The sequence below is a fragment of the Micromonospora sp. NPDC050200 genome, assembly GCF_040656135.1.
Lineage (GTDB): Bacteria > Actinomycetota > Actinomycetes > Mycobacteriales > Micromonosporaceae > Micromonospora.
Window position 1 is genome coordinate 29833 of sequence record NZ_JBFALG010000041.1, and the last position, 24319, is coordinate 54151.

Here is a 24319-nt window from a genome sequence, read left to right on the forward strand (position 1 = left end):
TCACCCACCGATGCCCCGGACCATGGCGTACACATCGAGCACGGCAAGCGCCACCGGCACCAGCGCCACCGTGGACAGCGTCTCCAGCACATCACCGGCCCGCCCCCAGTAGGGCGACAACCTGCGCTTCGACAAAGCCCGCCCGGCCACGAGCAGTTGCACGATCGACACCGGCAGCGCCACCAGCACAATGCTCACCCGCAGGACCGGCTCAAGCTGACCGAGGCCGTCGATCGCCAGCACCGCGAGGCCCAACAGCGCCGGAACTCCGAGCGCAGCCCGATGCCATGCGCTTGTCATCGTCCTGGACATGAGCAACCGGGCGATGCCCGCCAGTAGCACCAGCAGCGTCGTCGCCCAGGTCCCCGCCAGGGCAAGCAGAACCAGGCCGATGCCGCTCACGATCCCCGCCCCGCTGTGGAGCGCGGTCATGAGCCGGTCGGCGGCCAGGCCGTCGGCGAGAACCCGTTCGCTCGGCTCCGGGTCGATGTCCTCCTGCAGGTGCTCCCACTTCGTGGGCAGCGGCGCCAGTCGGATGCCGGTCATTCGTGCTGCTAGCAACGGGACAGCTACCGTGAACAGGGTGGCGGCGACGACTGTCACGGCTACCGCCTGGGTGACCGAGAGGTCGGCGAGGGTGCCGAGGGCCCCGCCCAGCACGACGAAGCACCCGAGCGATGCGACGGCGGCGAAGAGTGGGCGGGCACTCGGGTACACGTACGCGGCGACGACAGCGCCGGCCAACATGGCCGTCCCACCGGTCAGCACGTGCGGTGCGCCGAGACCTACGTCCGCTTGCCCACTGCTGGCATCGGGGGCGATGACACCCGCCACGGCGAGTGCGGCGATGGCGCTCACCGCGCACAGCAGGCCGAAGATGTGTTCGTCGAAGACGCGCGCGCCAATCGCGATCCCGAACAGCAGCACGGCAATTCCCGCGGCGCCGACGGCCCGCAGCAGCGCCGGTCCGGCAGTGGCGACGGCGACCAGGGTGACAGCCACTGCGACCGCGCCGACCGTCGCCATGGCATACCGGGTGAACGCCGGTCGCCAGTATCCTGACCTCTTGGTTACCGAGGTTGCCACGCCGTCGATCAAATCGTCGAAATGCACTGGCGGTAGCTGGTCGGCCAGAGGTCTCAGGAACAGCGTCTCGCCGTCGTGCAGGTCCAGCGAGGCGACGGTCACATCCGCGTCCAGCGGCGGTCCGCCCACGCGCTGCAACACCCAGCCCCCATGGGCCAGGCCACTGTCGGCGAGGTTCGATCCGAGGTGGTCCAGCAATGCCGGCAACAGGTCGGCGACCACCACGTCCGACGGTACGGCCAGTTCGATTCTGCGGTCTGGTCCGCTTATGACCAGCCGGCTCGGCGCCGCGGGAGATACCGTCATGCACTTAACAACGGCGTAACCGACTTCCGGTTCAATGGACGTTCATAAGAGTTCACCTCTGAGCAGCGGTTGCCCCTACAGCGCGCGAAGTCGACCAGTCAAGGCGGGTCAGGTCGCGTGGGCATGGCAGGCAGACCAGACCGATGACCCGCCATGCCGATGCGGCGGATCGCCGGCCCCAAACCACGTCCCGGGAGGGTGATGCTCAGTGTCCGGGCGTCACGTCCTCCACGGTCAGCACGCGCATCTGCTCGACGGTCGGGGCGCCGATCGCCCGTAGGCGACCGGCCTGCCGGGTGACCGCGTCGTCGAAGAGAGTACGGGCGTAGCGGGCGTTGCCGAAGGCGGCGCCCTTCGGGACCTGTTCGAAGTGCGTTCGCAGTGCGGTGAGTGTGCTGCCGGGACAGTCGTAGCCGTTTGCCTGAGCAAAGCCGTCGAAGATGGCCACCAGTTCGTCTGGTCCGTAGTTGGCGAAGTGGATTCGCCGGGTGAACCGCGACGCGAGACCGGTGTTGGCCTCAAGGAACGCGGCCATCTCCCGTTCGTATCCGGCTGCGATCACGACGACTTCGTCGCGATGGTCCTCCATGAGTTTGACCAGCGTGTCAATAGCTTCACGACCGAAGTCTTGGCGTGACTCGGAGGGCGCCAGCGTGTATGCCTCGTCGATGAACAGCACACCGCCCCGGGCCCGCTCAAACACCTCTGTGGTGCGGTGCGCGGTCTGACCGATGTACTCGCCGACCAGGTCCGCCCTGGCGACCTCGACGACCTGCCCGGAGGACAGCACGCCGAGCGCGGCGAGCAATTGGCCGTACAACCGCGCCATGGTGGTCTTTCCGGTGCCGGGAGGCCCGGAGAAGATCAGATGCCGGGATACCACCGGTGCCGGCAGGCCGGCGCGAACCCGCGCACGTGTTGACGACAGAAGGTCGATCAACTCCTTCACCTCGCGCTTCGCCTCCGCCAGCCCGATCATCTGCTGCAGCTTGGCCAGCAACGCCCCCAGTTCAGCGGCCCGCGCGTCGTCGGGGCCGTCTGACACCGCGGCCTCGCCGAGGTCCTCCGGCAGCAGCTGCGCGAGTTCCACGCCGGAGAGCTGGCCGCTGCCGGCGAGCCGCACTGCCTGTCGACCGAGCATTTCCTCGAAGATCTTGCGCGCCACGCGGGCGTTGCCGAACGACTCGGTTCGCGCCATGCCGTCGAACATTCGGGCCAGGACGACGCGGGTGTCGTACTCGAGCGAGTAGTGGTGTGTGCGGCACAGCTGCTCGACGATACTCACCAGCTCTGCCGTGCTGTAGCTGTCGAACTCGACCGTCTTGGCGAACCTGGAGGCGAGACCCGGGTTGGAGTCCATGAACGCGCGCATTTGCGGCGAATAGCCGGCGACGATGACGACGATCTCGTCCCGGTGGTCCTCCATCAGCTTCACCAGCATGTCGACGGCCTCCCGACCGAAGTCGTGTCCGCTTCCGCCCCCGTCGACCGGGGAGAGGGTGTAGGCCTCGTCGATGAACAGGACGCCGCCGAGCGCCTCGTCGAACTTGGCTTTCGTCTTGACGGCGGTGCCGCCGATGTGCTCGGCGACGAGATCCGCTCGGGACACCTCGACGAGCTGACCGCCGGGCAGCACCCCGAGCGTGGCGAGGATCCGGCCGTAGAGCCGCGCGACGGTGGTCTTGCCCGTACCCGGTGCTCCGGCGAACACCATGTGCCTCGAGATCGGCGGCACCGGAAGCCCGGCGGCACGCCGGCTCTGGCCCACCCGATGCAGCCCGACAAGCGTGGCGACCTCGCGCTTCACCCCGGCGAGGCCGACCAGCGCGTCCAGTTCTTCGAGCAGCTTGCCGACCGGGTCGTCGCCGCCGTTCGACTCCGGTCCCTCCGGAGGGATGCTCGCCGCGGCGCTACCGATCGGGTTCGCAGCCGGCGCTGCGGCCGGGTCCGCCCCGGCCCAGTCGGGCGTCGCCGGTGCTGAGCGACCATGGCCGTTCGTCGTTTCGTCGCGCCCGAGGGCCGCTGCGGCGTCGACGATGGTGCTGCCGTCGGTGGTGACCGGACGGCGGGTGTCGATCTGCAGCGCCCGGGCACCATTGCCGACGACTTCGGAGTCGGTGACCTCGCCCGTCGAGTCCTCGGCGAAGCGGATACCGCGCACGCAGCGATGAACACGGGTTCGGAACATCCGGAGTGTCCCTCGGCCGTCCACCTGCACCCCGACCGTTCGCGAGCCACTGATATCGCAGGATGAGACGACAGCGGTGGCGGCTGATCTGATGACCATGCCGGGGCCGGCGCCGGCGAGGGTGACCTCGTCCAGGTCGATCCGGCTGTCCTCGTCCACGACCACCGCCACCGCGTCTCCGTCCACGCTGAGATGGCTGTGACGCAGTGCGGCGCTGCTCTGCCCGGACATGTGCACGCCGGTCTCGCCGCATTCCGAGAGAGTGAGCTTGCCGACGTCCGCCTGCGCGTCGTCGTCAACGGCGATGCCGACGTCAGCCTCGTCGATGCTACAGCCGACCAGCGCGGCGCGGCTGCGTTCGCGCAGCAGCAGCGCCGTTCGGCCGCCGGCGCTCAGCTGACAGTCATGCAAATCGATCGACGCGTCCCCGACAAGCGCGGCCAAGGCGGCGTCGCCCGGATGAAGCTGGCAGTCCCGCAGGCGTCCGCGCGCGGAGCCGGCGAGGATGATGGCGTGGCCTGCGGTGGCGGCGATGCTGCATCCGGTCAGCACCGCGTCGGCGTCCCCGGAAACGACGACGCCGTGCGTGGCTACCTGCCGAATCTCGAGATTGGTGATCACCGGCTTCGCGTCGACGATCGTGACCGCCGCACCGGCGGTGTCGCGGACGGAACCACCCGTGATGCGCGGTCGCGCCCCGCTCTCCACCGCGATCGCCGGGCCGGTCGTGGCCGTGATCGTGCAGTTGTCCAGTGTTCCGCGCGCTGCCTTGGCGAACAGCACAGCCGCGCCGCCCACGTCGCGGAGGGTGCAGCCACTCAGGAGTGGATCGGCGCCGTTCAGGACCACGACGCCTGCCGTGCCGGTGTCCGTGATCGTGGTGCTCTCGACGGTCGCCTTCGCAGCAGCGCCCTCGATGAGCAAGCCCGCGCCGCCGGGGTTGCTCACCGCGCAACCTCGGGCACTCACCTCACCGCCCGCCACGTGTACGGCCACGACGGCCGAACCCTCGACGTCGCAGTCAGTCAGAACGAGCCGACCGCCGCGCAGCTGCACTGCGGGCAGCTGATCGTCGCCACCGCGTAGCCGGAGGCCCCGCAAGGTGGCCATACCGCCAGCTCCGAACACTGCGACGCTCTGACCGCCGTCGATGGTGACCGTGCCTCGCCCCTCCTCGGCCAGGATCGTCACGTCGCGCGTCAATCGCACGTTCTCTCGGTAGCGGCCCGGCTGGACGACGACCGTGCCTCCGTGACCAGCCATGTCGATGGCCTCCGCGATCGAGGAAGGGCACCCTGGCTCCGTTTGGGAAACAGAGATGACGTTCAGACTCATCGCGCTCCAGCCTCTCCTCGATCCCGTCGATGCGAGCGGTCGTGCTGCGCAGCCGGGGTAACCGTGTCGCCAGGTCGCTGCCGAAATGGGCGACCCGATGTGTCGAGCCCCAGGGCGAACCCGACGCAGGCGTTGGCGGCCGCGGAGGCCGTACCGTCGCTTGCCGCTTGCAGGCGCGCGACAACCTGTTCGTTGTCAGTGGTCGGACCGCCGTAGCGGCCAGCCAGGCCAACCGCCGAGACGCGGTCCCGCAGCAGGACGCGGGCCGGCTGTCCTGATGTCACCGGCGGCTCGACCGCCAGCACGGTGAACCGGGAGCCCGGAGGGAAGAGGGCCCGGCGTTCGGTCGCCCGACCGAGCGGTCCGAGGCGGCGGGCGCTGGCCGACCAGATCACATACTGCACCTCGCCAGGAGCCGTTCCCGGGTCGAGCCCGACGTCGATGAAGCCTGGCTCCACGAGCTCGTCTCCCGGGCGGTAGCGGCTTGCCGCGGTTGCACCCGCCGCCCCGGTGCCGCTGGTGAACACCGGCCCGTGCGCCGCGGGGAGTCGCCGGAGGCCGGCAGCCGCGCATCGAGCGACCGTCGCACTGGGGGACGTCGATCCGTCCGGTGCACCCCGCAGATATTCGTTCACCGGTCCGCGCAGGTCCTGCACATATGCCTGCACGGCGACCAGACCCGCCACGGTGCCGACGTGGGAGGTGCCGCCGGAGCGCAATCCCGGCTGCTCCGCGAGCAGCCTCGTGACAACCCTCGCGTGCGCGTCGTACCGCCCGTTCAGCATGCGGCGCAGCTCGGTTTGGTCATCGGCCGACAGGGACGAATGTGGCTGCTCCATCAGCAATCCGGCTGCGATGACCGCGGGCTCGTCGGCCGGCGGCGGCTCCGGCCCGTCGGCGGCGGGTCGAATCTCGAGGCGCCGATGCGGCGCCCCGGGCGTGGCGTCGCCGCCTCCACTGGCGAGCGGCCCGATGCCCGAGGACGGACGGCGGGAGACGATCCCGTACAGCGGCAAGCGCTCGGCAAGCACCAGTGCTTTGACGCCGGCGTCGACCGGCGCCGGGTCCTGTGCTGGCGGCAACTGCGTGGCGGCGTCCGGTGTCTCGGGCGCCGCCCTTTCCGGCACGGCGGCCGCGCCCACCGCCTTCCCGGTGGTCATGTCACCCGAGGCGTGATCTGTCATCGGGTTCGGGGCGGCTCGCCGTGGCAGCGGACGCGGGGGGAAATACCGGTCGATCAGCTCGGCCCGGGAAGTCTTCGCGACTCCCGGCATGTCCGGTGAAGACGGCGCCCAGCGGCGGAAGCCCATCGGCGCGACGAGCACGCCATTCGCGGTGACGAAGACGGGACCGGTGCACGACAGCAGCGGTGTACCGAGGTTCCGCGCCAGGCTGCTGAGGAAGATCTCCGCCGAGCGGGCCGCGCCGCCGTGTAGCAGCAGTATCAGGACGCCAGGTTGTCCGTGCCGTGCCGCGTCGATGGCGGCGGCGACGGCTCGGACGGTTGCCGGCCTACCCTCGACAAGCGGGCCGGTCGACCCCAACTCCAGCTCAACGACGAACGCACCGCCGATGGGAGCTCGGCAGCGTGTTCGGGATGGGCAGAAGGACCAGCCGGCAGGTGAACGCTGACCAGGAACGGCAGTTGTCCCGGCACCCGGCGGATGGTCGCGCCGGTCCGGCGATGCGTCGGATCGAGACCGCCACACGATCGGGAACCGCGCGGGGACGAGGCGGTCGAGGCGAGGCCCCCCAGCGTTGGCTACCGGCGCCGCGACACTGGGCACCACGGCTGGCTGACCGTGGAGATCTCCCAGCTCCGCAAAGTGCGTCACGGGGGTCGGGGCGGCGGTCGGCACATCCCGGGGGTCACGTTCGGCCGGGGACGGCGACGCCGCTCCGGGGGGTTGAGCCGAGCCGCCGTTCGGCAGTGGCTCCAGCCGGACACGGTTCCCCAACTGCGCGGCGAGGGACCGTGCCGTCTCCGCCAGCCCCACCGGGCCGGCGAAGTCAGGGGCGTGATGCAGCAGCACGTTGCCCGCCGCGCCGCCCAGCCACTTCGCCAGCGCCTCCAAAAGGAGATCTGCCAGGTCGGGCTGGGTGCCCAACATGTCGCCGAGCACGACGTGAACCGTCTCAGGCGACGGGCGTAGCGCCGCCGCAACGGCGGCGAGTGCCAGCGGATCGTCGTCGGCGTGCCGAATCACCAGGACGTCATCGACGAACTCGCAGACCACGTAGGGGTCTTCCATCGAACCTCCGTCCCGTGCTCAGTGGCTTGCCACATGCGTTCAGGTTGGGTTGAGCCACGGCAGCCCGTACAGCGTCGACAGCGCACGATGCAGGCTGATCGGGTCGACTTCGGGGACAATGCCGTCCCGCTCACTGATATGCCGCACGAGATCGTCCTGGGGTGCCTCGTCGTGCACCCGCAACCGGTCGGATATGGCTGTGGACCAGATCCAGTGGCCGTCGGTGAACCATCCGCCCATCGGGCCCCCGGCGGGTGACTGTCCCTCTGGTGCTTCCGCTCCCGGCAGCGCGAGCGGAATGCCGCCGTCAAGGTAGGACAGCACCATTTCGCGGAGCGCCGGGTCGAGTTGCCGGGGTCTGTCACCTGGTGTGTTGGCTGTCGCCGCGACTAACGGCGGCGTCGACGGCTCGCGGGTCCACAGCAGCGCGGCCGCCGACAGGGCCACGCGTTGATACCCTGGCAGTTGCGTGACGTCCGTGAAGACCTCCACCATTGGCGCCGGGCCCGTCGACGCGGGGGCCAGCGACCGCCCCACCGAGGCCGCGATGTGGGCGAGTTGATCGTCGGTCGAAACATCGATGTACAGCAGGTAGATCCGCCGTGGTGGCGGCCAGGGCGTGTCGATCGCCGGGAATCGCCACGCCCGCCACAGTCCGGCCACGTTGTGCCGGCCACGAGCGGCGACGATGGCTGCCGTGTCGAGGTCGTCCACACCTACGTCAGGGTCGTGCGGCACCGTGAGGTCCAGGCTGTATGCGAGGCGGTCACGGCACTCGGCGAGGACCGCCGGGCCGACCGGGGCCAGCGCCCACCAACTCCCCTTGCCGCCGACGGCCTGATCGAGACAGGTGGGGTCAAGCGCGGCATCGAGCAGCGTCCCACGCAGCAGCGCGAGCTCCTCCTCGCTGGGGAAACACAGCCCGGTCGCGATGGCGAACCCGACCGCCTGCGCTACGTCGACCAGCCTGCCCTGCGCAACCCAGTCCCGCGCGTTGAGCAGTAGTTCGTCGGGCAAGCTGTCGGCGAGCCGCGACAGCAGGTGGTGGTAAGCGGCGCGCGGCGTCCGCGTCGCCGCAGGATCGGCAGACACCGTACTTTCTCCTCCCGGTCGTCGTCCGGTGGAACTACGACCGCCGGGGCTGGTCGGTTCAGTTTCTTCGGCGATCAGCGCCGGTGGCGGGATGGTCGGGGTGATGACCAGGACGGCCGATGTCTCGTCCACGACGAGGCGGCCTTCAGTGACCCGATCGGCCACTCGTCACGTAGTTAGCCTCGGAGGCCCACAAGTCGTGGGCCGGGAGGGCGCATGACGTGGGTACCGTGCTGTTCCAGCGACCTCCGCGCCGTACCGGTCCGGAGACACCGAGCGGCGAGGTGCACCTGCAGGAGCCCCCGGAGCTGCCCGAGGCACAGTCCAACGCAGCGAGAACCATGATGACCATGATGCCGATGGCCATCATGTCGGGCGTCATGGTCATGATGTTCACGAATGGCTCGCGGGGGCCGCTCACCTTTGTCATGGCCGGCATGATGGGCGTCGCCATGGTCGGCATGGCGGCTGGGACGATGGCGTTCAGCGGGGCCGACCGTAAGAAGCGACTGGGCGGCGACCGTCGCGACTACATGCGGTACCTCGGCCAGAACCGCAAGCGGGTACGGCAGAGCATTTTGCGGCAACGCGATGCGAACAGTTGGCGACACCCCGATCCCACCTCGCTGTGGTCGCTGGTCATGACGACGCGGCGGTGGGAACGCCGGCCAACCCATCCTGACTTCCTGGAAGTTCGCGTCGGCACCGGCCAGCAGCGTCTGGCCACCCGCATGGTGCCGATACAGACCAAACCCATCGAGGATCTGGAGCCGCTGTCCGCGAAGTCCCTACGCCGCTTCATCCGGGCCTACACGGCCATCGAGGATCAGCCGGTCGCGCTCTTCCTTCGGGGGTTCGCGACGGTACGAGTCGGGGGCGAGCACGCCCGCGCGTTCGTGAGGTCGCTGCTGTGCCAGGTGGTGGCGTTCCATGCCCCGGAGGACGTGCGCATCGCCTTCTGCCTCGACGAGGAGGGCCGGGCCGCATGGGAGTGGGCGAAGTGGTTGCCGCATGCGCAGCATCACAGCGCCCAGGACGGCGCAGGCGCGGCCAGATTGGTCGGTGAGAGCGCCGAGGCGGTGGAGACGCTGCTCGGCGAGGACTTTCCCGAGCGCCCTCGCTACGAGCCGGATGCCACGCCGTCGCGTGACGAGCCGTTCGTGATTCTCGTCCGTGACGGCGGACGGATCGGCAACGCTGCCCGGTTTGCCACCTCCGGCTACCGCAACGCCGTGCTCATCGACCTCGACGAGACCGCCGCCACGCAAGGCCGCACCCTGTTGTGCCTGCACTTGGACGGCGATGACCTTTTCGTGGTCCGCAAAGATCGCGTCGGGGTCGACATGCGCAGCCGGCTGGCTCGGTCCGACCAGGCGAGCACCGCGGCCGCCGCCGCCCTCGCCAGGGTGCTTTCGCCCTACCGGCTGAGCCTGAGTACCGAGGCCCCCGCCGATTCGCTGCGGACAGACATCGACCTCGCCCGGCTGCTCGGTATCGCGGATGTGACGCGGATGGACGTGTCCCGGCTGTGGGCTCCGCGAAACCCGTCCGAGCGGCTGCGCGTGGCGATCGGGGTGGATACCGACGGTTCTCCGGTCGAACTCGACATCAAAGAGTCGGCGATGGGCGGGGCTGGCCCGCACGGCATGCTCATCGGCGCCACCGGCTCGGGCAAGAGTGAACTCTTGCGAACGTTGGTGGTCGCACTGGCTGCCACTCATTCATCCGAGACCCTGAACTTCGTACTCGTGGACTTCAAGGGTGGCGCGACGTTCCTGGGCCTCGACCATCTGCCACACACCTCTGCAGTGATCACCAACCTTGCGGACGAGGTTGCGCTCGTCACGCGAATGCGGGACGCGCTGCACGGCGAACTTGTCCGGCGCCAGGAGTTGCTGCGACAGGCCGGTGGCTACTCCTCTGCCGTGGAATACGAGCGAGCCCGAGCGCAGGGTGCGCCGTTGGATCCTCTGCCGACCCTCTTCGTCGTGGTTGACGAGTTCAGCGAGCTGCTGAACGCCCACCGCGACTTCATCGAGCTGTTCGTCATGATCGGACGCCTCGGCCGGTCGCTGGCGGTACACCTGCTGTTGGCCAGCCAACGCCTAGACGACGGTCGTATCGGCCAGCTCGAATCCCACTTGTCCTACCGAATCGGGCTTCGGACCTTCTCCGCCATCGAATCCCGGTCGGTGATCGGCGTACCGGACGCCTACAGCCTTCCGCCGGCTCCTGGCAACGGCTACCTGCGCACCGACGTGTCCACCCTGGTGCGCTTTCGGGCTGCCTACGTCTCCGGCGTACACCGGGGCGACGCCAAACATGTCCACCAGGAGGCCGTCCGCCGCCAGGTCGTGCCGTACTCTCTGGCGCCGGTCGCGGTGGTCGAGCCGACGAACCCGACAGTCGACGAGGACGAACCGGTCGACGAGCCGGGCCGCAACCTCACGATCATGCGGCTGATGGTCGACCAGATGGTCGACCAGGGCCCGCCCGCGCACCAGGTGTGGCTCCCGCCGCTGGGCGAGCCGCCCACCCTCGACCAGTTGCTACCACCGTTGGTACCTGATCCCGAGCACGGTCTGCGGGCCATGGACTGGCCGGGCGCGGGGCGTCTCGCCGTACCGATCGGCTTCGTCGACCGGCCGTTCGACCAGGCGCGTGACCTGCTCACGGCGGACCTGGCGGGCACCGGCGGGCACGTCGGCATCGCCGGCGGCCCACGGAGCGGCAAGACGACGCTGTTGCGCACCCTGCTGTGCAGCCTCGCGCTCACCCACAGTCCACGCGAGGTGCAGCTGTACCTCATCGACTTCGGCGGGGGCGGATTGGCCGCGCTCGCCGCGTTGCCGCACGTCGGTGGCATCGCCGGTCGGCTCGACGCCGAACGGGTCACGCGGACGATCGCCGAGATCAGCAACCTGCTCACCGAGCGGGAGCGGACCTTCGCCGCGTTGGGTGTCGACAGCATCGAGGCGTACCGGGACCGCCGGGCCGCAGGTCACCATCAAGAGGATCCGTTCGGCGACGTGTTCCTCGTCGTCGACGGCTGGTTCACTCTGCGGCAGGACTTCGAGGCGAGCGAGGCGGTGATCCGGCAGATCGTCGCCCGCGGCCTCAACTTCGGAATTCATCTGGTGCTGACCACCTCGCGATGGTCCGAAGTTCACCATGCGATGCGGGACCAGATCGGGACGCGATTGGAGCTGCGCCTCGGAGACCCGGTCGACTCCGCCGTCGATCTGCGGCTCGCCGCGACCGTCCCGCAGCAACCCGGCCGCGGCCTGAACGCCGACAAGCTGCATTTCCTCGGCGCGCTGCCGCGCATCGACGGTGTGCCCGACGGTGAGTCGGCAACCGAGGCGGCCCGGACGCTCGCCGCTACGATCCGGGAGTTCTGGCCGGGCGACCCGGCACCGCCGGTGCGGACGTTGCCGGCGGAGCTGCCGGCCAGCGCACTGCCACCCGGCGACGGCGAGCTGGTGCTCGGTCTCGGCATTGACGAGGAACGACTGGAGCCGGTCTGGCACGACTTCAGGCAGCTGGCGCACCTGACCGTCGTAGGTGACAGCGGCAGCGGCAAGACCAACCTCCTCCGCTACGTCGCCCAGTGGATCATCGGCCGGTTCCAGCCGGAGCAGGCTCGCATATTGGCTGTCGATTACCGTCGCGCGCTCATGGACGATGTCCCGGAGCCCTACCGCCTCGGCTACGCCGTCACCGGCGAAACAGCCCGCGCCGCGGTGGCCGACGCGGTGGCCGGCCTGCGGCAGCGGGAGCCGGACAGCTCCGTGAGCGCCGAGCAACTACGGCGCGGCGACTGGTGGCAGGGGCCACGACTTTTCGTGCTGGTCGACGACTTCGACATGTTGGCCGGCCATGACAGTCCGCTGACGCCGCTCGTGCCGTACCTGGCCCAGGGTGCTGACATCGGTCTGCACCTGGTGCTCACCCGCGGCGCCGCCAACGTCATGCGCATGTCGATGGACCCGCTTATTCGGCGGCTGGCCGAGACCAACGCGCCGGACGTGGTGCTGTCCTGCCCGCCGACCGAAGGGCCGATGCTCGGCAACGTCAAACCGCGGCACCTTCCTCCCGGTCGAGCGCTGTTGTGCACCCGACGTGGCGGACGACTGATCCAGACGGTACGCGCGACGGACGAGTGACGGCAGCGGCTCGGCGCCCGGCGGTAGCACTGCTGGCACCGCTCGGTTGACGTTGCGGTGCGGGGCCCTGAGGAGGTCAGGGCCCCGCATCTCATGGCTGGTTCTGTACGGATGTCAGCGGGTGCCTCGGTCGGCGTCGACGATGAGCTGCGTCACGACATCCGGGTGGCTGACCATGGCCACGTGGGAGGCGGCGACCTCGACGGTCTGCGCGTCGGCGCGCTGGTATTCGTAGCGCTGCAGTGCGGGCGGGATGGCTTTGTCGTCGGTGGCGATCAAGCCCCACGAGGGGATGGTGTGCCAGGCGGCGGCCTGGGTCAGGTCGGTGAAGCAGGCGGCGCTGAACGGCCGCTGCGTCGCCGCCATGATCTTCGTGGTCGATGCCGGCAGGTCGGCGGCGAAGACCTGGCGAAGCTTGTCGGCCTGGAGGTACAGGTCGGTGCCGGTGGTGCCGTCCGGGTTCGGGTACGGGACCGGGTTGAGGGCGGCCTGGATCTCGCTGCCCGGGTACGTGGTGATGAGCTGGCCGAGGGCCTCGCCGGTGTCGGGGACGAACGCGGCAATGTAGACGAGGGCTCTGACGTTGGGGGCGTTGGCGGCGGCGTTGGTGATGACCGCGCCACCGTAGGAGTGGCCGACCAGGATGACCGGACCGTTGATGCTGCGCAGCAGGCTGGCGATGTAGGCGGCGTCGGAGGGCAGGCTGCGCAGCGGCGTCGCTGGTGCGATCACCGGATAGTCACGCTCTTGCAGCCGTGCCACGACGCCGCTCCAGCTGGCGGTGGCGTCGGCGAAACCGCCGTGGACGAGCACGACGGTCGGTTTTGCCGGACGGGTGCGGCCGGCCGTGGCCGGACTGGCCGCCATAGCCATCGCGGAGGTGGCTACTGCGGCGCTGACGCCGGCGACGAATGTGCGCCGGGAGACGTTGGCAGGCATGAAAGCTCCTGAAGTGGTGGTGATTGTCAGTGGGTGGCCGACGCGGCGGCTTCACGGATGAGGTCGGCGACCGCGCCCGCCTGGGAGGCGTAGATGGCGTGGCTGCCGATCGCTTCGGCGACAACGGCGCCGGCGCGGGTGGCCATCGCCCGCTGCGCGGCCGGCGGGATCATGCGGTCCTCGGTGGCGACCAAATACCAGCTGGGCTTGTGCCGCCACGCCGGCTCGGTGACCGCACCGGCCAGTGCCCCGACGCCCCACGGCACCTGGGAGTCGGCCAGGAAGGCCGCCTCGTCTGCGGGCAGATCGGCGGCGAACGACGCGTGGAACTTGGCCCGGTCGAGAAACAGGAACCCGTCGCGGGGCGGCAGGATCGGCGGGACGGGCGCGCCAGGCGGCGGGTCGGCGATCAGGGTGTTGACCGACTCGCCCTTGTCCGGGGCGAACGCCGCGATGTACACCAACGCGGCGACCCGGTCGTGGGTGCCGGCTTCGCTGATGACCGCGCCGCCGTAGGAGTGGCCGACCAGGATGGCCGGGCCGTCGAGCCCGTCAAGGATGAAGCGTGTCGCGGCGACGTCGCCCTCCAGCGACAGCGTCGGGTTCTGTACGACAGTCACCGTGAAGCCGTCGCGGGTCAGCAGGCGGTGCACGGCCTGCCAGCCTGATCCGTCGACGAAGCCGCCATGGACCAGCACGACGTTGCGGGTTGTTGGTGTGCTCATGGAATGCTCCTGGAGTTCCAGGCGGCGGGCGGATCGCCCGCCGCTTCGCATTCCATGCAAGCCGCCGCACCCGCGCCGGCCCAGGCAGAACAGTATGCAGAACTAATTAGGAGATGCCCACACCATTGCCTTTCGCGGCAGCCTTTTCCCGGCAGCTGGACGCATCATCGAGGAGTCCGGCCGACTCGTATATCTCTGCGGCTCGCAGCAGGCACTCTTGCGCCTCGGCAACCTGGTCGTCGCCATACAGGTCCTCTGCGAGGATGAGCAGGATCGCCGCCTGAGCAACGATGTTCTGCATCTCTGCCGACAGATCCACCGCCCGCAGTGCCAGGGGTATGCCTTCGGCAGCGCGCCCCGCCCGGCCGAAGGCCCGAGCGGCGTGGCCCAACACAAACGGCAGCGTCCCCGCCGCGACCGACGGTGTCATGCCGGAAGCCGGATCATCCGCCATCTCCACGGCGCGCTGGAGGCTGGCCAGCGCCTCGTCCACCTCTCCGAGGGCAAGCGCGATGTCGCCGCGCCCGGTCAGGGTCAGGCAGAAATTGTCGGCGTCTCCGGCCTGCTCGGACCGCTCGGACGCCGCGCGCACCGCCTCCAGGGCACCGTGCGGATCGCCGAGCATTTTCCGGGCACGAGCGGTGACCAGCCATGCCCGCCCCTCCTGCAGGACGTCGCCGGCGGCTCGAGCCGCGGCCAGCGCACGCTCGGCATACGACAGTGCCGGCCGAAAGTCTCGCCCCGGATACGTGTAGGTCCACGCGACGGCGGTGAGGAATTCGGCCTGCCGTGTGGCGTCGCCGAGCGCGACCGCCGAGTCGACGGCGAGCATGAACAGATCGGTCCAGCGGGGCCAATGCACCCAGCGGTCAGCAAACCAGTGCAACGGGCTGACGGCGTTGACGACGGCGTGGTGGTCGCCGGCGGTCGCAGCGTCGCCGAGCGCGGGAAACCAGTGCTCGGCCTCGGCCCGGATCCAGGCATCCGCCTCTTCGACGGAGCCGAAAGCGGAGCCGGCCGTACCGGGAGATTTCGGTTCGAACCACCGGCCGGCGTCGGTAAGTGTTGCCAGCAGCCAAGCGACCATCCGGCGGCGGCTGGCCGTAACGGTGGCGGCCTCGTCGTCCTGCTCGAGGCGCTGCTGCGCGTAGAGCCGGACCAGGTCATGCAACCGGTACCGGCCTCCCTGAGCCGTCTCCACGAGCCCGAGATCCACAAGGTCGTCGAGGTGATCTTCAGCGTCCGGCACCGTCACCTCACCGGTCACGGCCGCCAGCGAGGCGCTGAAGTCCGGGCCCGGTGCCAGCGCCGTCCGCCGGAACACCTGCCGGGTCAGATCGGGCAGCTGCTCGTACGACATCCCGAAGGCCGCCGCGACCTTCAGATCGCCCGCGCTGAGCTGATCCAGCCGGCGCCCGGCGACCGACAACCGCGCGGTCAGATCGGCAGCGCTCCAGATCGGCCGCGAAACGAGCCGGTTTCCCACGATGCGTACCGCCAAGGGCAGCCCGCCCAGCAAATCCACCAAGCTCTGCAAGTCGCGGTCATCCGGCACGTCCGCCCGCTCGGCGAGGATCCGCCTGAGCAGGTCGGACGTGTCGGCCACCGGCATCGGATCCAGGTGAAGCCGCTGTACGCCTTCCAGCCCGGCCAGCAGGCGCCGGCTGGTTACCAGTAGCTGGCTGTGCCCACCCCCGGGAATCAGCGGGCGTACCTGTGCCTCTGACGCCACATCGTCCACAATCACGAGCACACGCTTTTCCCGTAGCAACTGCCGGTAATGCCCAGCACGCTCGGCAGCGTCCTCCGGAATTTTGTGGTCCCGTACGCCCAGCGCCCGCAGCGCACGTGCCAGGATCTCGTCACTGCCGACCGGGCGCGCACTCATCCCCAGCGCGTCGAGGAAGTGCACCCCGCCCGGGAACCGGTCGCGCAGGCGGTGCGCAGCCCGTACCACCAGGGTCGTCTTACCCAGCCCGGCACCACCGGAGATCACCGCCGCATTGGACCGGTCGGCCGGCTCGTCCACCGCATCCACCAACCGGAAGATCCATGCCAGCTCGGCCGCCCGGCCAGTGAAGTCTCCAATGGATCCCGGCAACTCGCACAGGCCCGGCGCGGCGGCCGTGTACGTGGGCCGCGTACGCCCGGCCTTGGCGAGCGCGACGAACTCGTCCCGGTGAACGCCTACAAGCTTGAGCGCGTCGGCGATCAGCGCCACCGTCCGCCGTTGTGGTCCAAGCGCCCGTCCGCGTTCCATGTTGCTCAGCGCCCGCACGCTCACACCAGATGCCTCAGCCAACTCCTCCAGCGTGAGCCCAGTGCCATGGCGCGCCACCCGAAGCGCCACCGCGAACGAACCCTCGCCGCTCATCCCACCGTCATGAGCCGCCAGGCCGCCCAAGCTGGGCAGTGGCGCCGGCCGGGTACTGCTGGGAGTCATTGCGATGTCGGGAGCCGGTTGCTGGGCGAGGATCGCCCGTTGGGCATCGACGAGCGCGCGCCCCGGGTCCGCACCCAACTCCTGGCGCAATCGCTCACGAATGCGGTCGTACGTCGCCAGGGCCTCCCACGGCCGTCCGACGGCATTCAGGCATCGCATGACCGACGCCTGTACGGTCTCGTCCAGGGCATGCTCTGCGGCGATGCCGCGCAGGCCCGGCAGGACGTCGGCCGCCATGCCGCACAGCAGCGCCTGTTCCGCGGCGGTCACCGCGACCCGGACCCGCTCGTCCTCGATCGCCACGACCATGGGCAAGTCGCGAAACAGCTCGTCGGCGGGCGGCGCGGCGGCGACGCCCATCGCCTGCACGAGCAGTCTGGTCGCCTCATCAGCCGAGCCGGTCCGCTGCGCCGAGCCCGCGGCCGCGACGAGGCTGCGAAACTGAAGCAGGTCACAGGACGCCTCATCGACGGCCAACCGGTAGCCGGACCCGGTCGGCAGCAACCACCGCCCGACAGCCCGGCGCTCGATGTCCGGCTCGAAGATCCGCCGTAGCACGCCGATGTAGCGGTGAATCTGATTGAGGGCCGTCGCGGCCGGCTCGTCCTCCCACAGCACGCTCAGGAGCTGCCCGATGGTCACCGGCTGTCCACCTGCGGCGAGCAGCAGACCAAGCGTAGCGCGCTGCTTCGGCGGCCCCAGCGCCAGCTCTACGTCGCCGCGCCACACCCGGACGCCGCCGAACAGGCCGAACCGCAGCGTCGGCTGCGGCGATGGAGTACTGGTCACCACTACATCTTGCAGGAGTCGGAGATGTGGTCGCCGCCCCGTTGTAGCGGTGTCGCGGCCCGCAGGATTCCCCGCCGCGTGGCGAGTTGTGCATCGCCCGGCTCGGGCCGGCCACTCGATGTGCACTACTTGCACACGGCATCGCCCTAGCGTCCGTGACATCCACATCCGCGCACACCGAGGGAGGTTCTTTTGAACCAGAATGCGAACAACGTCGTGCTCGTGCACGGCGGTTTCGTCGACGGTTCCGGCTGGCATCAGGTCTACGACCTGCTCACCCAGGACGGGCACCAGGTCAGCATCGTGCAAAACCCGACGTTCTCCCTCGCCGGCGACGTCGAAGCCACACGGCAGGTCCTCGACGCTCAGGACGGTCCGGTGGTGCTCGTCGGCCACTCGTACGGCGGCGCCGTCATCTCCGAAGCCGGCAACCACGACCAGGTGGCGGCGCTGGTGTACATCGCCGCCTTCGCCCCTGACGAGGGCGAGTCGGTCAACACCCTCATCGCCGACCCGCCGCCCGGGGCGCCGGTGCCGCCGATCCTGCCGCCGCGCGACGGCTTCCTGCTGCTGGACCGGGAGAAGTTCGCCGCGTCGTTCGCCGGTGACCTGCCGGCGCCGCAGGCGGCGTTCATGGCCGACTCCCAGGTGCCGTGGGGCGTGGACGCGCTGGCCGGGGCCGTCTCCAAGCCCGCGTGGCGCGCCAAGCCGAGCTGGTACCTGGTCGCCACGGACGACCGCATGATCCCCCCGCCCGCGCAGCGCGCCATGGCCGAGCGGGCCGGGGCGACCACCGTCGAAACCCCCGGCAGCCACGCGGTGTACGTCTCCCAGCCGGCCGCCGTGGCCGACCTGATCAAGAAGGCCATCCAGGCATCCGCCTGAGCAAGCGACCGCGTCGTGTTCCGGGGCACTGGCCCCGGGACACGTGCCCCGGCACCGCCACACCCATCAACACGGATCGCCGGCCGGCCGTCAGCGTCCAGCGCCAATCCGCCTCGGAGGATCTACTGTGCATCAAAACGGTGATTTCATCGCATTGAACGACGTGCTCACAAGCCCGGACACAGCGACCGACCTTCAGAAGCAAGGTCCGGTCCACCGGGCGACACTGCCCAACGGAGTGCCGGTCTGGTTGGTGGTTGGCTACGACGAAGCCATCGCCGCCCTGAACGACGACAGGCTCTCGGCGGCTGCCATGTTGGCGAGCGGGGGCCTCGACGGCGGGAAGCTCAACCCGGACATGCGGGACGCGCTGCTGAAGAGTCTGACCAATTCCGATCCGCCGGACCACACGCGCCTCCGTCGCCTGGTGTCCAAGGCCTTCACCGCCCGTCGCGTCGAAGCTATGCGACCGTGGATCAGCCAAATGATTGACGAGCTGATCGACGGCTTCGCGCAGCACGACCAGGTCGATCTGATGGCCGAGTTCGCCGCGCCGTTGCCGATCCTGGTCATCAGCGAACTGCTGGGCATCCCCGAAGCCGACCGGCCGCGGGTCCGAGCCTGGTCCCGGACGATCATCTCCGGCTTCGGCTCGCCCGACTTCGCGGTGCAGGATGCCACGGCGTTTGTGGAGTACCTGCGCGGCCTGATCGCGCAGCGGCGCGACGATCCCGACGTGGCCCTGATCTCCGCCCTGATACGGGCCAGGGACGAAAGCGACGCCCTCAGCGCGAACGAGCTCACCGCGACGATCTTTCTGATGATCGTCGCTGGACACGACACAACCCTGAGCTTGATCGGTAACGGCGTACACCTGCTCATGAAGAAGCCAGATCGGGCCGCGCGGCTGCGCGAGGACCCCAGCCTGCTCCCGGCAGCGATCGAGGAGTTCTTGCGCCTGGAAAGCCCGGTTCCGGTGGCCAACTTCCGGGCCGCAGTCGGCTCGTTTGACATTGGCGGGACGCACATCTCGGCAGGCGACCTCGTCGCCATCAGTCTCCAGGCAGCCAACCGGGACGATTCCCAGTTCGCGGACCCCTCCCGATTCGACCCGGCCCGAAGGAAAGGCCGGCATCTTGCCTTCGGCCATGGGACCCACTACTGCCTGGGAGCTCCGCTGGCTCGGCTGGAAGGCGAGCTGGCTATCGGGGCCCTGCTCAAGCGCTTCCCGGATCTGCGGCTCGCGGTTCCCGCCGCCGAACTAACCTGGAGTCAGGCGCCGTTCATACACCGGCTGGACAGGTTGCCGCTCTTGTTGTCCTAGCCGCGATCCGTGGACAGTCACCAACGACATCGCCGCTGACCTGGCCGTCCAGCTTGGCCCCGACCGAACTACACATCGACCGGGCCTACCTGGCCTCGACCATGGTCCACGACCGTGGCGACGAGGGTCACCATCTACTCCACGGGATGGCGGGTGCGCAACACCACCGGCCGCCACACCAGAACCGACTTCACCCTCGATTTCACCACCAACCAACTGCCCTGCCCCGCCCGGGGTGACTGAAGCCGACTGCGAGGATGCCCTTGACGGTGCGGTAGCTGTAATCAGCGACGGCGGTCGCCCTGGCGCAGGCGGCCTCGAGCCGGCCGGGGCCGTGCTTGTCGGCCAGGCCTAGCACGCCCTGCGCGCCGCGCAGCCGGAACAGGGCGTTGACGTCCGGCAGCTCGCCGATCAGCCGGATGCAGGCCGGCCCGATCTCGGCGGGGCCACCCGGTCGGCGTCTTCAGCTGGCATGCGGTACGCGGCCAAGCCCGGACCAGACCCGCTGCACGCCCACGTGTGCATCGCCGCTGACCTGCATGAATTAGCCGTTCCCGCGCTCGTCCAAGGCAGAGCTGGCTGTTGTCGCCACAGCCAGCCGATCGCATCCGCCACGACGTCGAAGGCAACCGTCGAGCCGGCTTGAAGAGCGGATGCGTAAGCGCTCGGCGACCGAGGGACACGCGACAACACGCCGATGCTACGCAGTGACCTCGGTCGCCGACCCGCACCGCGATCTCACCAGCGGCCATCTCCCGCTCTCGTCCGCGGGCCGCCCAGGCGACCGAGGCGAGCAGTTGTCCTGCGGTCCGAGCAACCGGCGCCCAGACAGAATTCTCCACCAACGGTGGAGACCAGCAGGCGTGATCAGGCGACCTCCGCACAGGAACTCGGCTCTGATCAGCGTCCCCGGCCGAGTGCATCGCTGGGAAGCGCGGCAGCGTGGGCCGACGGGTCCGGTCGCCCACCTACATGCCGGCGATTGCCGACCCCATCTGACGGATCGACCCGGCACGAGGTGAACCAGCGGACCTCCCCGCACGTCGTCAGGTGTAGTCGCCGGGCCACACACCGTCCCTTCTGCGTCGGACGCCATGGAGTCCGATCTGAGGAACTGGCCGCGCGACGTACCCCACCAGCGAGAGCCCTGAACGGCCAAGAGGTGGTTCCGGCGGGAAAGAAATCCATGCGTATCAAGACCATCCTCAACAAGACGGCCATCGGTGCCGCCATGGTGGCGACGACCATCGCGGCGAGCCTGGCCGCGACGACCAGGCCGGCAGCTGCGGCGATGGGCAACGGGCGAGTGCAGCTCTGCTCGCAGGGGAACTACTGGTCCTTCCTGAGCTTCGCGGGCAACGGCGCGACAACCGGACTTGTCGCCCCGGGAACCTGCCTGAAGACGGACATTCCTTTCGGCACCTACCAGATCATCGTGAACGGCAAGTGGAACACCTCGGAGTCCACGTGGGAAATGGGGCGCTTCAACGCCACTCCCAACGATGATCCGGGCTACAAGGTCTACACCTACGGCTCGACGGCAAACGGTGGCGCCCGCGCGGGCCGGTACGTGACCAGGGACTGGCGCCCTGATCACGCCGGTGTCCTGCCGACTGCATCAGGTGGCTGCCGGTCGGCCCGTCCACACGCCGGCCCGGCCGGCACCAGGCCGCACTCGACCCACTTCAGAACGACCGTCCGCGGGTGCGCGCGGTCAGCCCGCCGACCGGCAGTTTCGCCAAACAACCTCCCGTCCGGCGGCGCCAGCCTGACCGCTCGACGCGCACGCCGAGCCGCCGCTGCGTTGCCGTGAGAAGAGCTGGATCGGAGTGTGGAAATGCGGAGTGTCCTGAGCCCAGGTGAGCGCAGCGCCGAACAGCGGAGCACCAGCGACGATCACGGCAAGGCTTGGCCGGCGGCCGCACGTGCTCTGGTCCCGCAACTCCGAACGCACTCTGCGGGAACCGAAGCTGACCGTGAGTTGGCGGACGACAGCTTTCGGCGCTGAGTGACGGCGGGTTCTTCCGGCCGGCTACGCCTCGCACGCTGGGCGGGCAGGCCGCGTCCGTACGCACTGCCATCAAGGTCTGCGCGGAGTTGCGCATCCAGTTCGTGGCTGGTCGGCATCGCGTACGGCGGCAACCTCTTCGCGTCGTTGTTGGAAGCCCCTGTGCGCTGAATGGTACGAGGGAACAATCCTGACGCCTTCGTCTGCGGGGCGGCCAACCCGTCCGCTACGGGGACAAGGCATGCTCGCAGGCGATGATGGGAGTCACGGCCGGACCGCCGAGTATGTCCAAGCCAACATCGCGGCGTAGGTGAGCGGCGCAGTGGTCGACAATGTCAGGCAGTGTCCGGTAGCGGGAATGACCACGGCCTGAAGGTGGGCATCCGGTCCGTAGTACTCGGCTTCGTAGTTGCGTACCGCGGTCGCCGAGTTGCAGTCGATCCAATCTGCCCCGCAGAACATCGCATCGCGCTGGCCCGCCACGACGAGCACCGGCACGTTGACCTCATGAGTCAGGCCGTCCTCCGGACGGATCGGGAACAGCAGGGCGGCGGCCTCTGCCAGCTTCGTGGTGAACGCCATGACGTCCTTGGTCTGCTCGTCCATCTGCAGTATCTCCGGATCTGCCGTGCTCGGATCGTAGAACAGCTGCGCCCGGCCGCCAGGGCGGAACGTCTGGTATCCGGAGTCCAACCCGGACGCGGCGAACTTGGGGTCGTCGGTCGCCGGATATACCTGAGCCGCCAATGCCGCCGATTGTTCGGCGCTTTGACCATGAAGCAGACCCGTCACGACCAATGCGTCGATATCGCGGTAACGGGCCGCTACGGCTATGCCGTCCATCGAACCCAGCGAGTGTCCTACCCAGATGACGTGACGGAACGCCGGCCCGGCCTTACCAGACCGGAGCGCGGTAATCACATCGTGCAGCGCGACGGCTTCGGCCGTTATCGTCAGTACGCTCGACGGCGGCACAGAGCTGTTGCCAACTCCGAGCGCATCGACGTTGAAGGTTGCATAGCCGGCGAGCGTCGCTGCGCGAACGTACGAGTACTGGTTGTTCTGCACCGGCGAGTCCCAGTACAGATGGCTGTAGGACGCACCGTGGACGAGCAACTGGACGGTCTCCGGCGGGTCCTCGCCGCGGTAGCACAGCTCGCCCCAGACGAGTTGGTCGTACGGCCCGGGATCGGCGGTCCGAACCGGGACAACGTGTGTCGAGCAGTGGGTCGCGGAGAGCTGTGCCGTACGCGGCCCAGTGGCGGCGGCCGGGTCTGCGGCTACCGCGACGGCCGCCGCGGCCACTACCGCCGCGACGATCCGCGCGACGCGGTTGGGGATCGGCGATGCGGCACGGCTCGCCGATGCGGGTGCGAACATTCCGCTGCAGAGTTCCACTCTTCCTCCTTGGGTTTGTCAACCGCCGGGCTTTGGCACGGCTGATGGTCAAGTGGCCCGGCACATGACCGGCACGACTGAGCCGGGACGGCAAGTCAGGTCCGGGCCTCGGTTACCGGGCCAATGGTCTTGGTCCGAGGTAGCGGAGCTGTTGCCCGGCTACCCGGGTGCGGTCTCCGTGACCAACATGGCTACCGCTTGGGGCCGGGGCAGATAGATGGAGGCCGTCAGCCGGTCGGAGATCCGCTGCCAGTTGAGTGGGGGTTCGGGGAAGGCGCTTGCGCCGGTCAGGACAATCGACCGATACGCGCCTGGCCAGACGGGGAGATGACTTCAGGGCTGACCCACGTCGGATCGGCTGGGGCAGCGGTGAGGCGACCGGTACTGACACCCAGGCCGTGCCGTTCGGAGATGCTGGCAATGGTCGGTGCCGCGTCGCCAACCTCAACGGGTAGGGAGGCTCGATGCCCGGAAGGCCCGTAGTCGGAAAGGTCCTCGGCGTTCAGAAGTTCGAACTCGACCTCGGGCTGGCCAGCGCGTGAGCTGCTCGCGTCGATGAGGAAGTGGGCGGTGGCGTGTTCCCCGGTCGGGATTGGCGGCACGCTGACCGCTCCGCCATGCACCTCTTGCCGAACGCGCCGCCGGTCCTGGTCGGACCATGTGTCGAGAATGTGGACACCGTGGTCAGCGAGCGCGTTTCGCCCTGCCGTAGTGATGTTGAGTAGGGTGTCGTAATCAAAGGGTCGGTGTCCGGTGTTCCGGAGATCCACCGCGAGATAGCGGGGTTCCGGCCCGCGGAGTCCGTCCTTGCACGGCGTAAGGTCCTTTTTCACCGCTCGCCACCGGAAGACTGTCATGCCGGTACCAGCGGGTCGCAGTTCGACCACGAGATCATTCGGGGTGGCGTCACCCGGCCAGTAACGGTCCTTACTGAATATTGTCTGCTTCTTCACCCCGCGCCGGGTGACGAGAGGGCCAGGCACGAACAACGTGTTCGGCCGCCACAGCCCCCCGGCATTGTGCTCGATACGAAGCCGCCAGGTGTCACCGGAGATCTTCCGGGAGACGCCCAGCACTGCGTCGATCACCAGATTCACGGCACCCTCGATGATGATTCGCTGAGGCCAATCCGAGATCTTCTGCACCACACGGATATTCCAGGTTCCGTGATAGGTGAATGAGCCAACTCTCGACAGGTCAGTCATCTCGCTCCCCACCATCGCTCGCACCAGGCCGACGAGGTCCGCCCACCCCTGGCCAGCCCGACACCAGCGAGGCGTGCACCCGTCATGCCTGCAGCGTGAGCTGTCGTCATCCCCGTCGACGTATCAGCGCACCCGCGAGTTCACCTTCTCGGCAGCAAAATCAACGACGTATCTCGCA

General features: G+C 68.9%; 14 protein-coding genes and 1 pseudogene. 5 read left to right on the top strand and 10 right to left on the bottom strand.

Annotation, left to right across the window (positions count from 1 at the left end; genetic code table 11):
- The 4 genes from eccD to AB0I41_RS24135 all read right to left on the bottom strand — a co-directional run bounded on the left by eccD (position 1) and on the right by AB0I41_RS24135 (position 8424).
- The gene (gene eccD, locus AB0I41_RS24120; RefSeq protein ID WP_357111611.1) at positions 1 to 1392 is read right to left on the bottom strand and encodes a type VII secretion integral membrane protein EccD; all 1392 of its coding nucleotides are present in this window, start codon (positions 1390 to 1392) and stop codon (positions 1 to 3) included.
- A 205-nt stretch (positions 1393 to 1597) separates the two neighbouring features.
- The gene (locus tag AB0I41_RS24125; protein WP_357111614.1) at positions 1598 to 4915 is read right to left on the bottom strand and encodes an AAA family ATPase; all 3318 of its coding nucleotides are present in this window, start codon (positions 4913 to 4915) and stop codon (positions 1598 to 1600) included.
- Positions 4912 to 7167 carry a hypothetical protein gene (locus tag AB0I41_RS24130; protein ID WP_357111616.1) on the bottom strand — a complete coding sequence of 752 codons (2256 nt, stop codon included), beginning with the start codon at positions 7165 to 7167 and terminating at the stop codon, positions 4912 to 4914. The genes AB0I41_RS24125 and AB0I41_RS24130 overlap by 4 nt, the downstream gene beginning before the upstream one ends.
- Positions 7168 to 7206: 39 nt before the next feature.
- Positions 7207 to 8424, bottom strand: a complete 1218-nt coding sequence (locus AB0I41_RS24135) for a hypothetical protein (protein ID WP_357111618.1) — start codon at positions 8422 to 8424, stop codon at positions 7207 to 7209.
- A 56-nt stretch (positions 8425 to 8480) separates the two neighbouring features.
- Here AB0I41_RS24135 and eccCa point away from each other — a divergent pair, with 56 nt between their 5' ends.
- Entirely contained in the window at positions 8481 to 12425 is a 3945-nt protein-coding gene (eccCa, locus tag AB0I41_RS24140) for a type VII secretion protein EccCa (RefSeq protein ID WP_357111620.1), read from the top strand.
- Positions 12426 to 12539: 114 nt separating this feature from the next.
- Here eccCa and AB0I41_RS24145 read toward each other — a convergent pair whose 3' ends face one another.
- The 3 genes from AB0I41_RS24145 to AB0I41_RS24155 all read right to left on the bottom strand — a co-directional run bounded on the left by AB0I41_RS24145 (position 12540) and on the right by AB0I41_RS24155 (position 17321).
- Positions 12540 to 13364: an alpha/beta hydrolase gene (locus tag AB0I41_RS24145; RefSeq protein ID WP_357111623.1), complete on the bottom strand. Its 825-nt coding sequence runs from the start codon at positions 13362 to 13364 to the stop codon at positions 12540 to 12542.
- Between the two features lie 26 nt (positions 13365 to 13390).
- Positions 13391 to 14089 carry an alpha/beta hydrolase gene (locus AB0I41_RS24150; protein ID WP_357111626.1) on the bottom strand — a complete coding sequence of 233 codons (699 nt, stop codon included), beginning with the start codon at positions 14087 to 14089 and terminating at the stop codon, positions 13391 to 13393.
- 106 nt (positions 14090 to 14195) lie between these two features.
- Positions 14196 to 17321, bottom strand: a complete 3126-nt coding sequence (locus tag AB0I41_RS24155) for a BTAD domain-containing putative transcriptional regulator (RefSeq protein ID WP_357111629.1) — start codon at positions 17319 to 17321, stop codon at positions 14196 to 14198.
- 192 nt (positions 17322 to 17513) lie between these two features.
- Between AB0I41_RS24155 and AB0I41_RS24160 the strand changes: the two genes are divergently transcribed.
- The 3 genes from AB0I41_RS24160 (at position 17514) to AB0I41_RS24170 (ending at position 19773) form a co-directional block, all read left to right on the top strand.
- The gene (locus AB0I41_RS24160) at positions 17514 to 18206 is read left to right on the top strand and encodes an alpha/beta hydrolase (protein WP_357111632.1); all 693 of its coding nucleotides are present in this window, start codon (positions 17514 to 17516) and stop codon (positions 18204 to 18206) included.
- A gap of 127 nt (positions 18207 to 18333) precedes the next feature.
- Positions 18334 to 19530: a cytochrome P450 gene (locus AB0I41_RS24165; RefSeq protein WP_357111634.1), complete on the top strand. Its 1197-nt coding sequence runs from the start codon at positions 18334 to 18336 to the stop codon at positions 19528 to 19530.
- Positions 19531 to 19644: 114 nt separating this feature from the next.
- Positions 19645 to 19773, top strand: coding sequence for a hypothetical protein (locus AB0I41_RS24170; RefSeq protein ID WP_357111637.1), 129 nt, complete (start codon positions 19645 to 19647; stop codon positions 19771 to 19773).
- 10 nt (positions 19774 to 19783) lie between these two features.
- On the opposite strand, the pseudogene AB0I41_RS24175 reads toward AB0I41_RS24170, so the two are convergent.
- Positions 19784 to 19997: pseudogene (locus tag AB0I41_RS24175) on the bottom strand (hypothetical protein); the annotation flags it as partial.
- A gap of 719 nt (positions 19998 to 20716) precedes the next feature.
- Here AB0I41_RS24175 and AB0I41_RS24180 point away from each other — a divergent pair.
- Complete coding sequence (locus AB0I41_RS24180; protein WP_357111640.1) at positions 20717 to 21343, top strand: hypothetical protein; 627 nt, start codon at positions 20717 to 20719, stop codon at positions 21341 to 21343.
- A gap of 459 nt (positions 21344 to 21802) precedes the next feature.
- Here the strand turns inward: AB0I41_RS24180 and AB0I41_RS24185 are convergent, their stop codons facing one another.
- The gene (locus AB0I41_RS24185; RefSeq protein WP_357111643.1) at positions 21803 to 22936 is read right to left on the bottom strand and encodes an alpha/beta hydrolase; all 1134 of its coding nucleotides are present in this window, start codon (positions 22934 to 22936) and stop codon (positions 21803 to 21805) included.
- 287 nt (positions 22937 to 23223) lie between these two features.
- Positions 23224 to 24141: a hypothetical protein gene (locus tag AB0I41_RS24190; RefSeq protein ID WP_357111645.1), complete on the bottom strand. Its 918-nt coding sequence runs from the start codon at positions 24139 to 24141 to the stop codon at positions 23224 to 23226.
- Between the last annotated feature and the right edge of the window lie 178 nt (positions 24142 to 24319).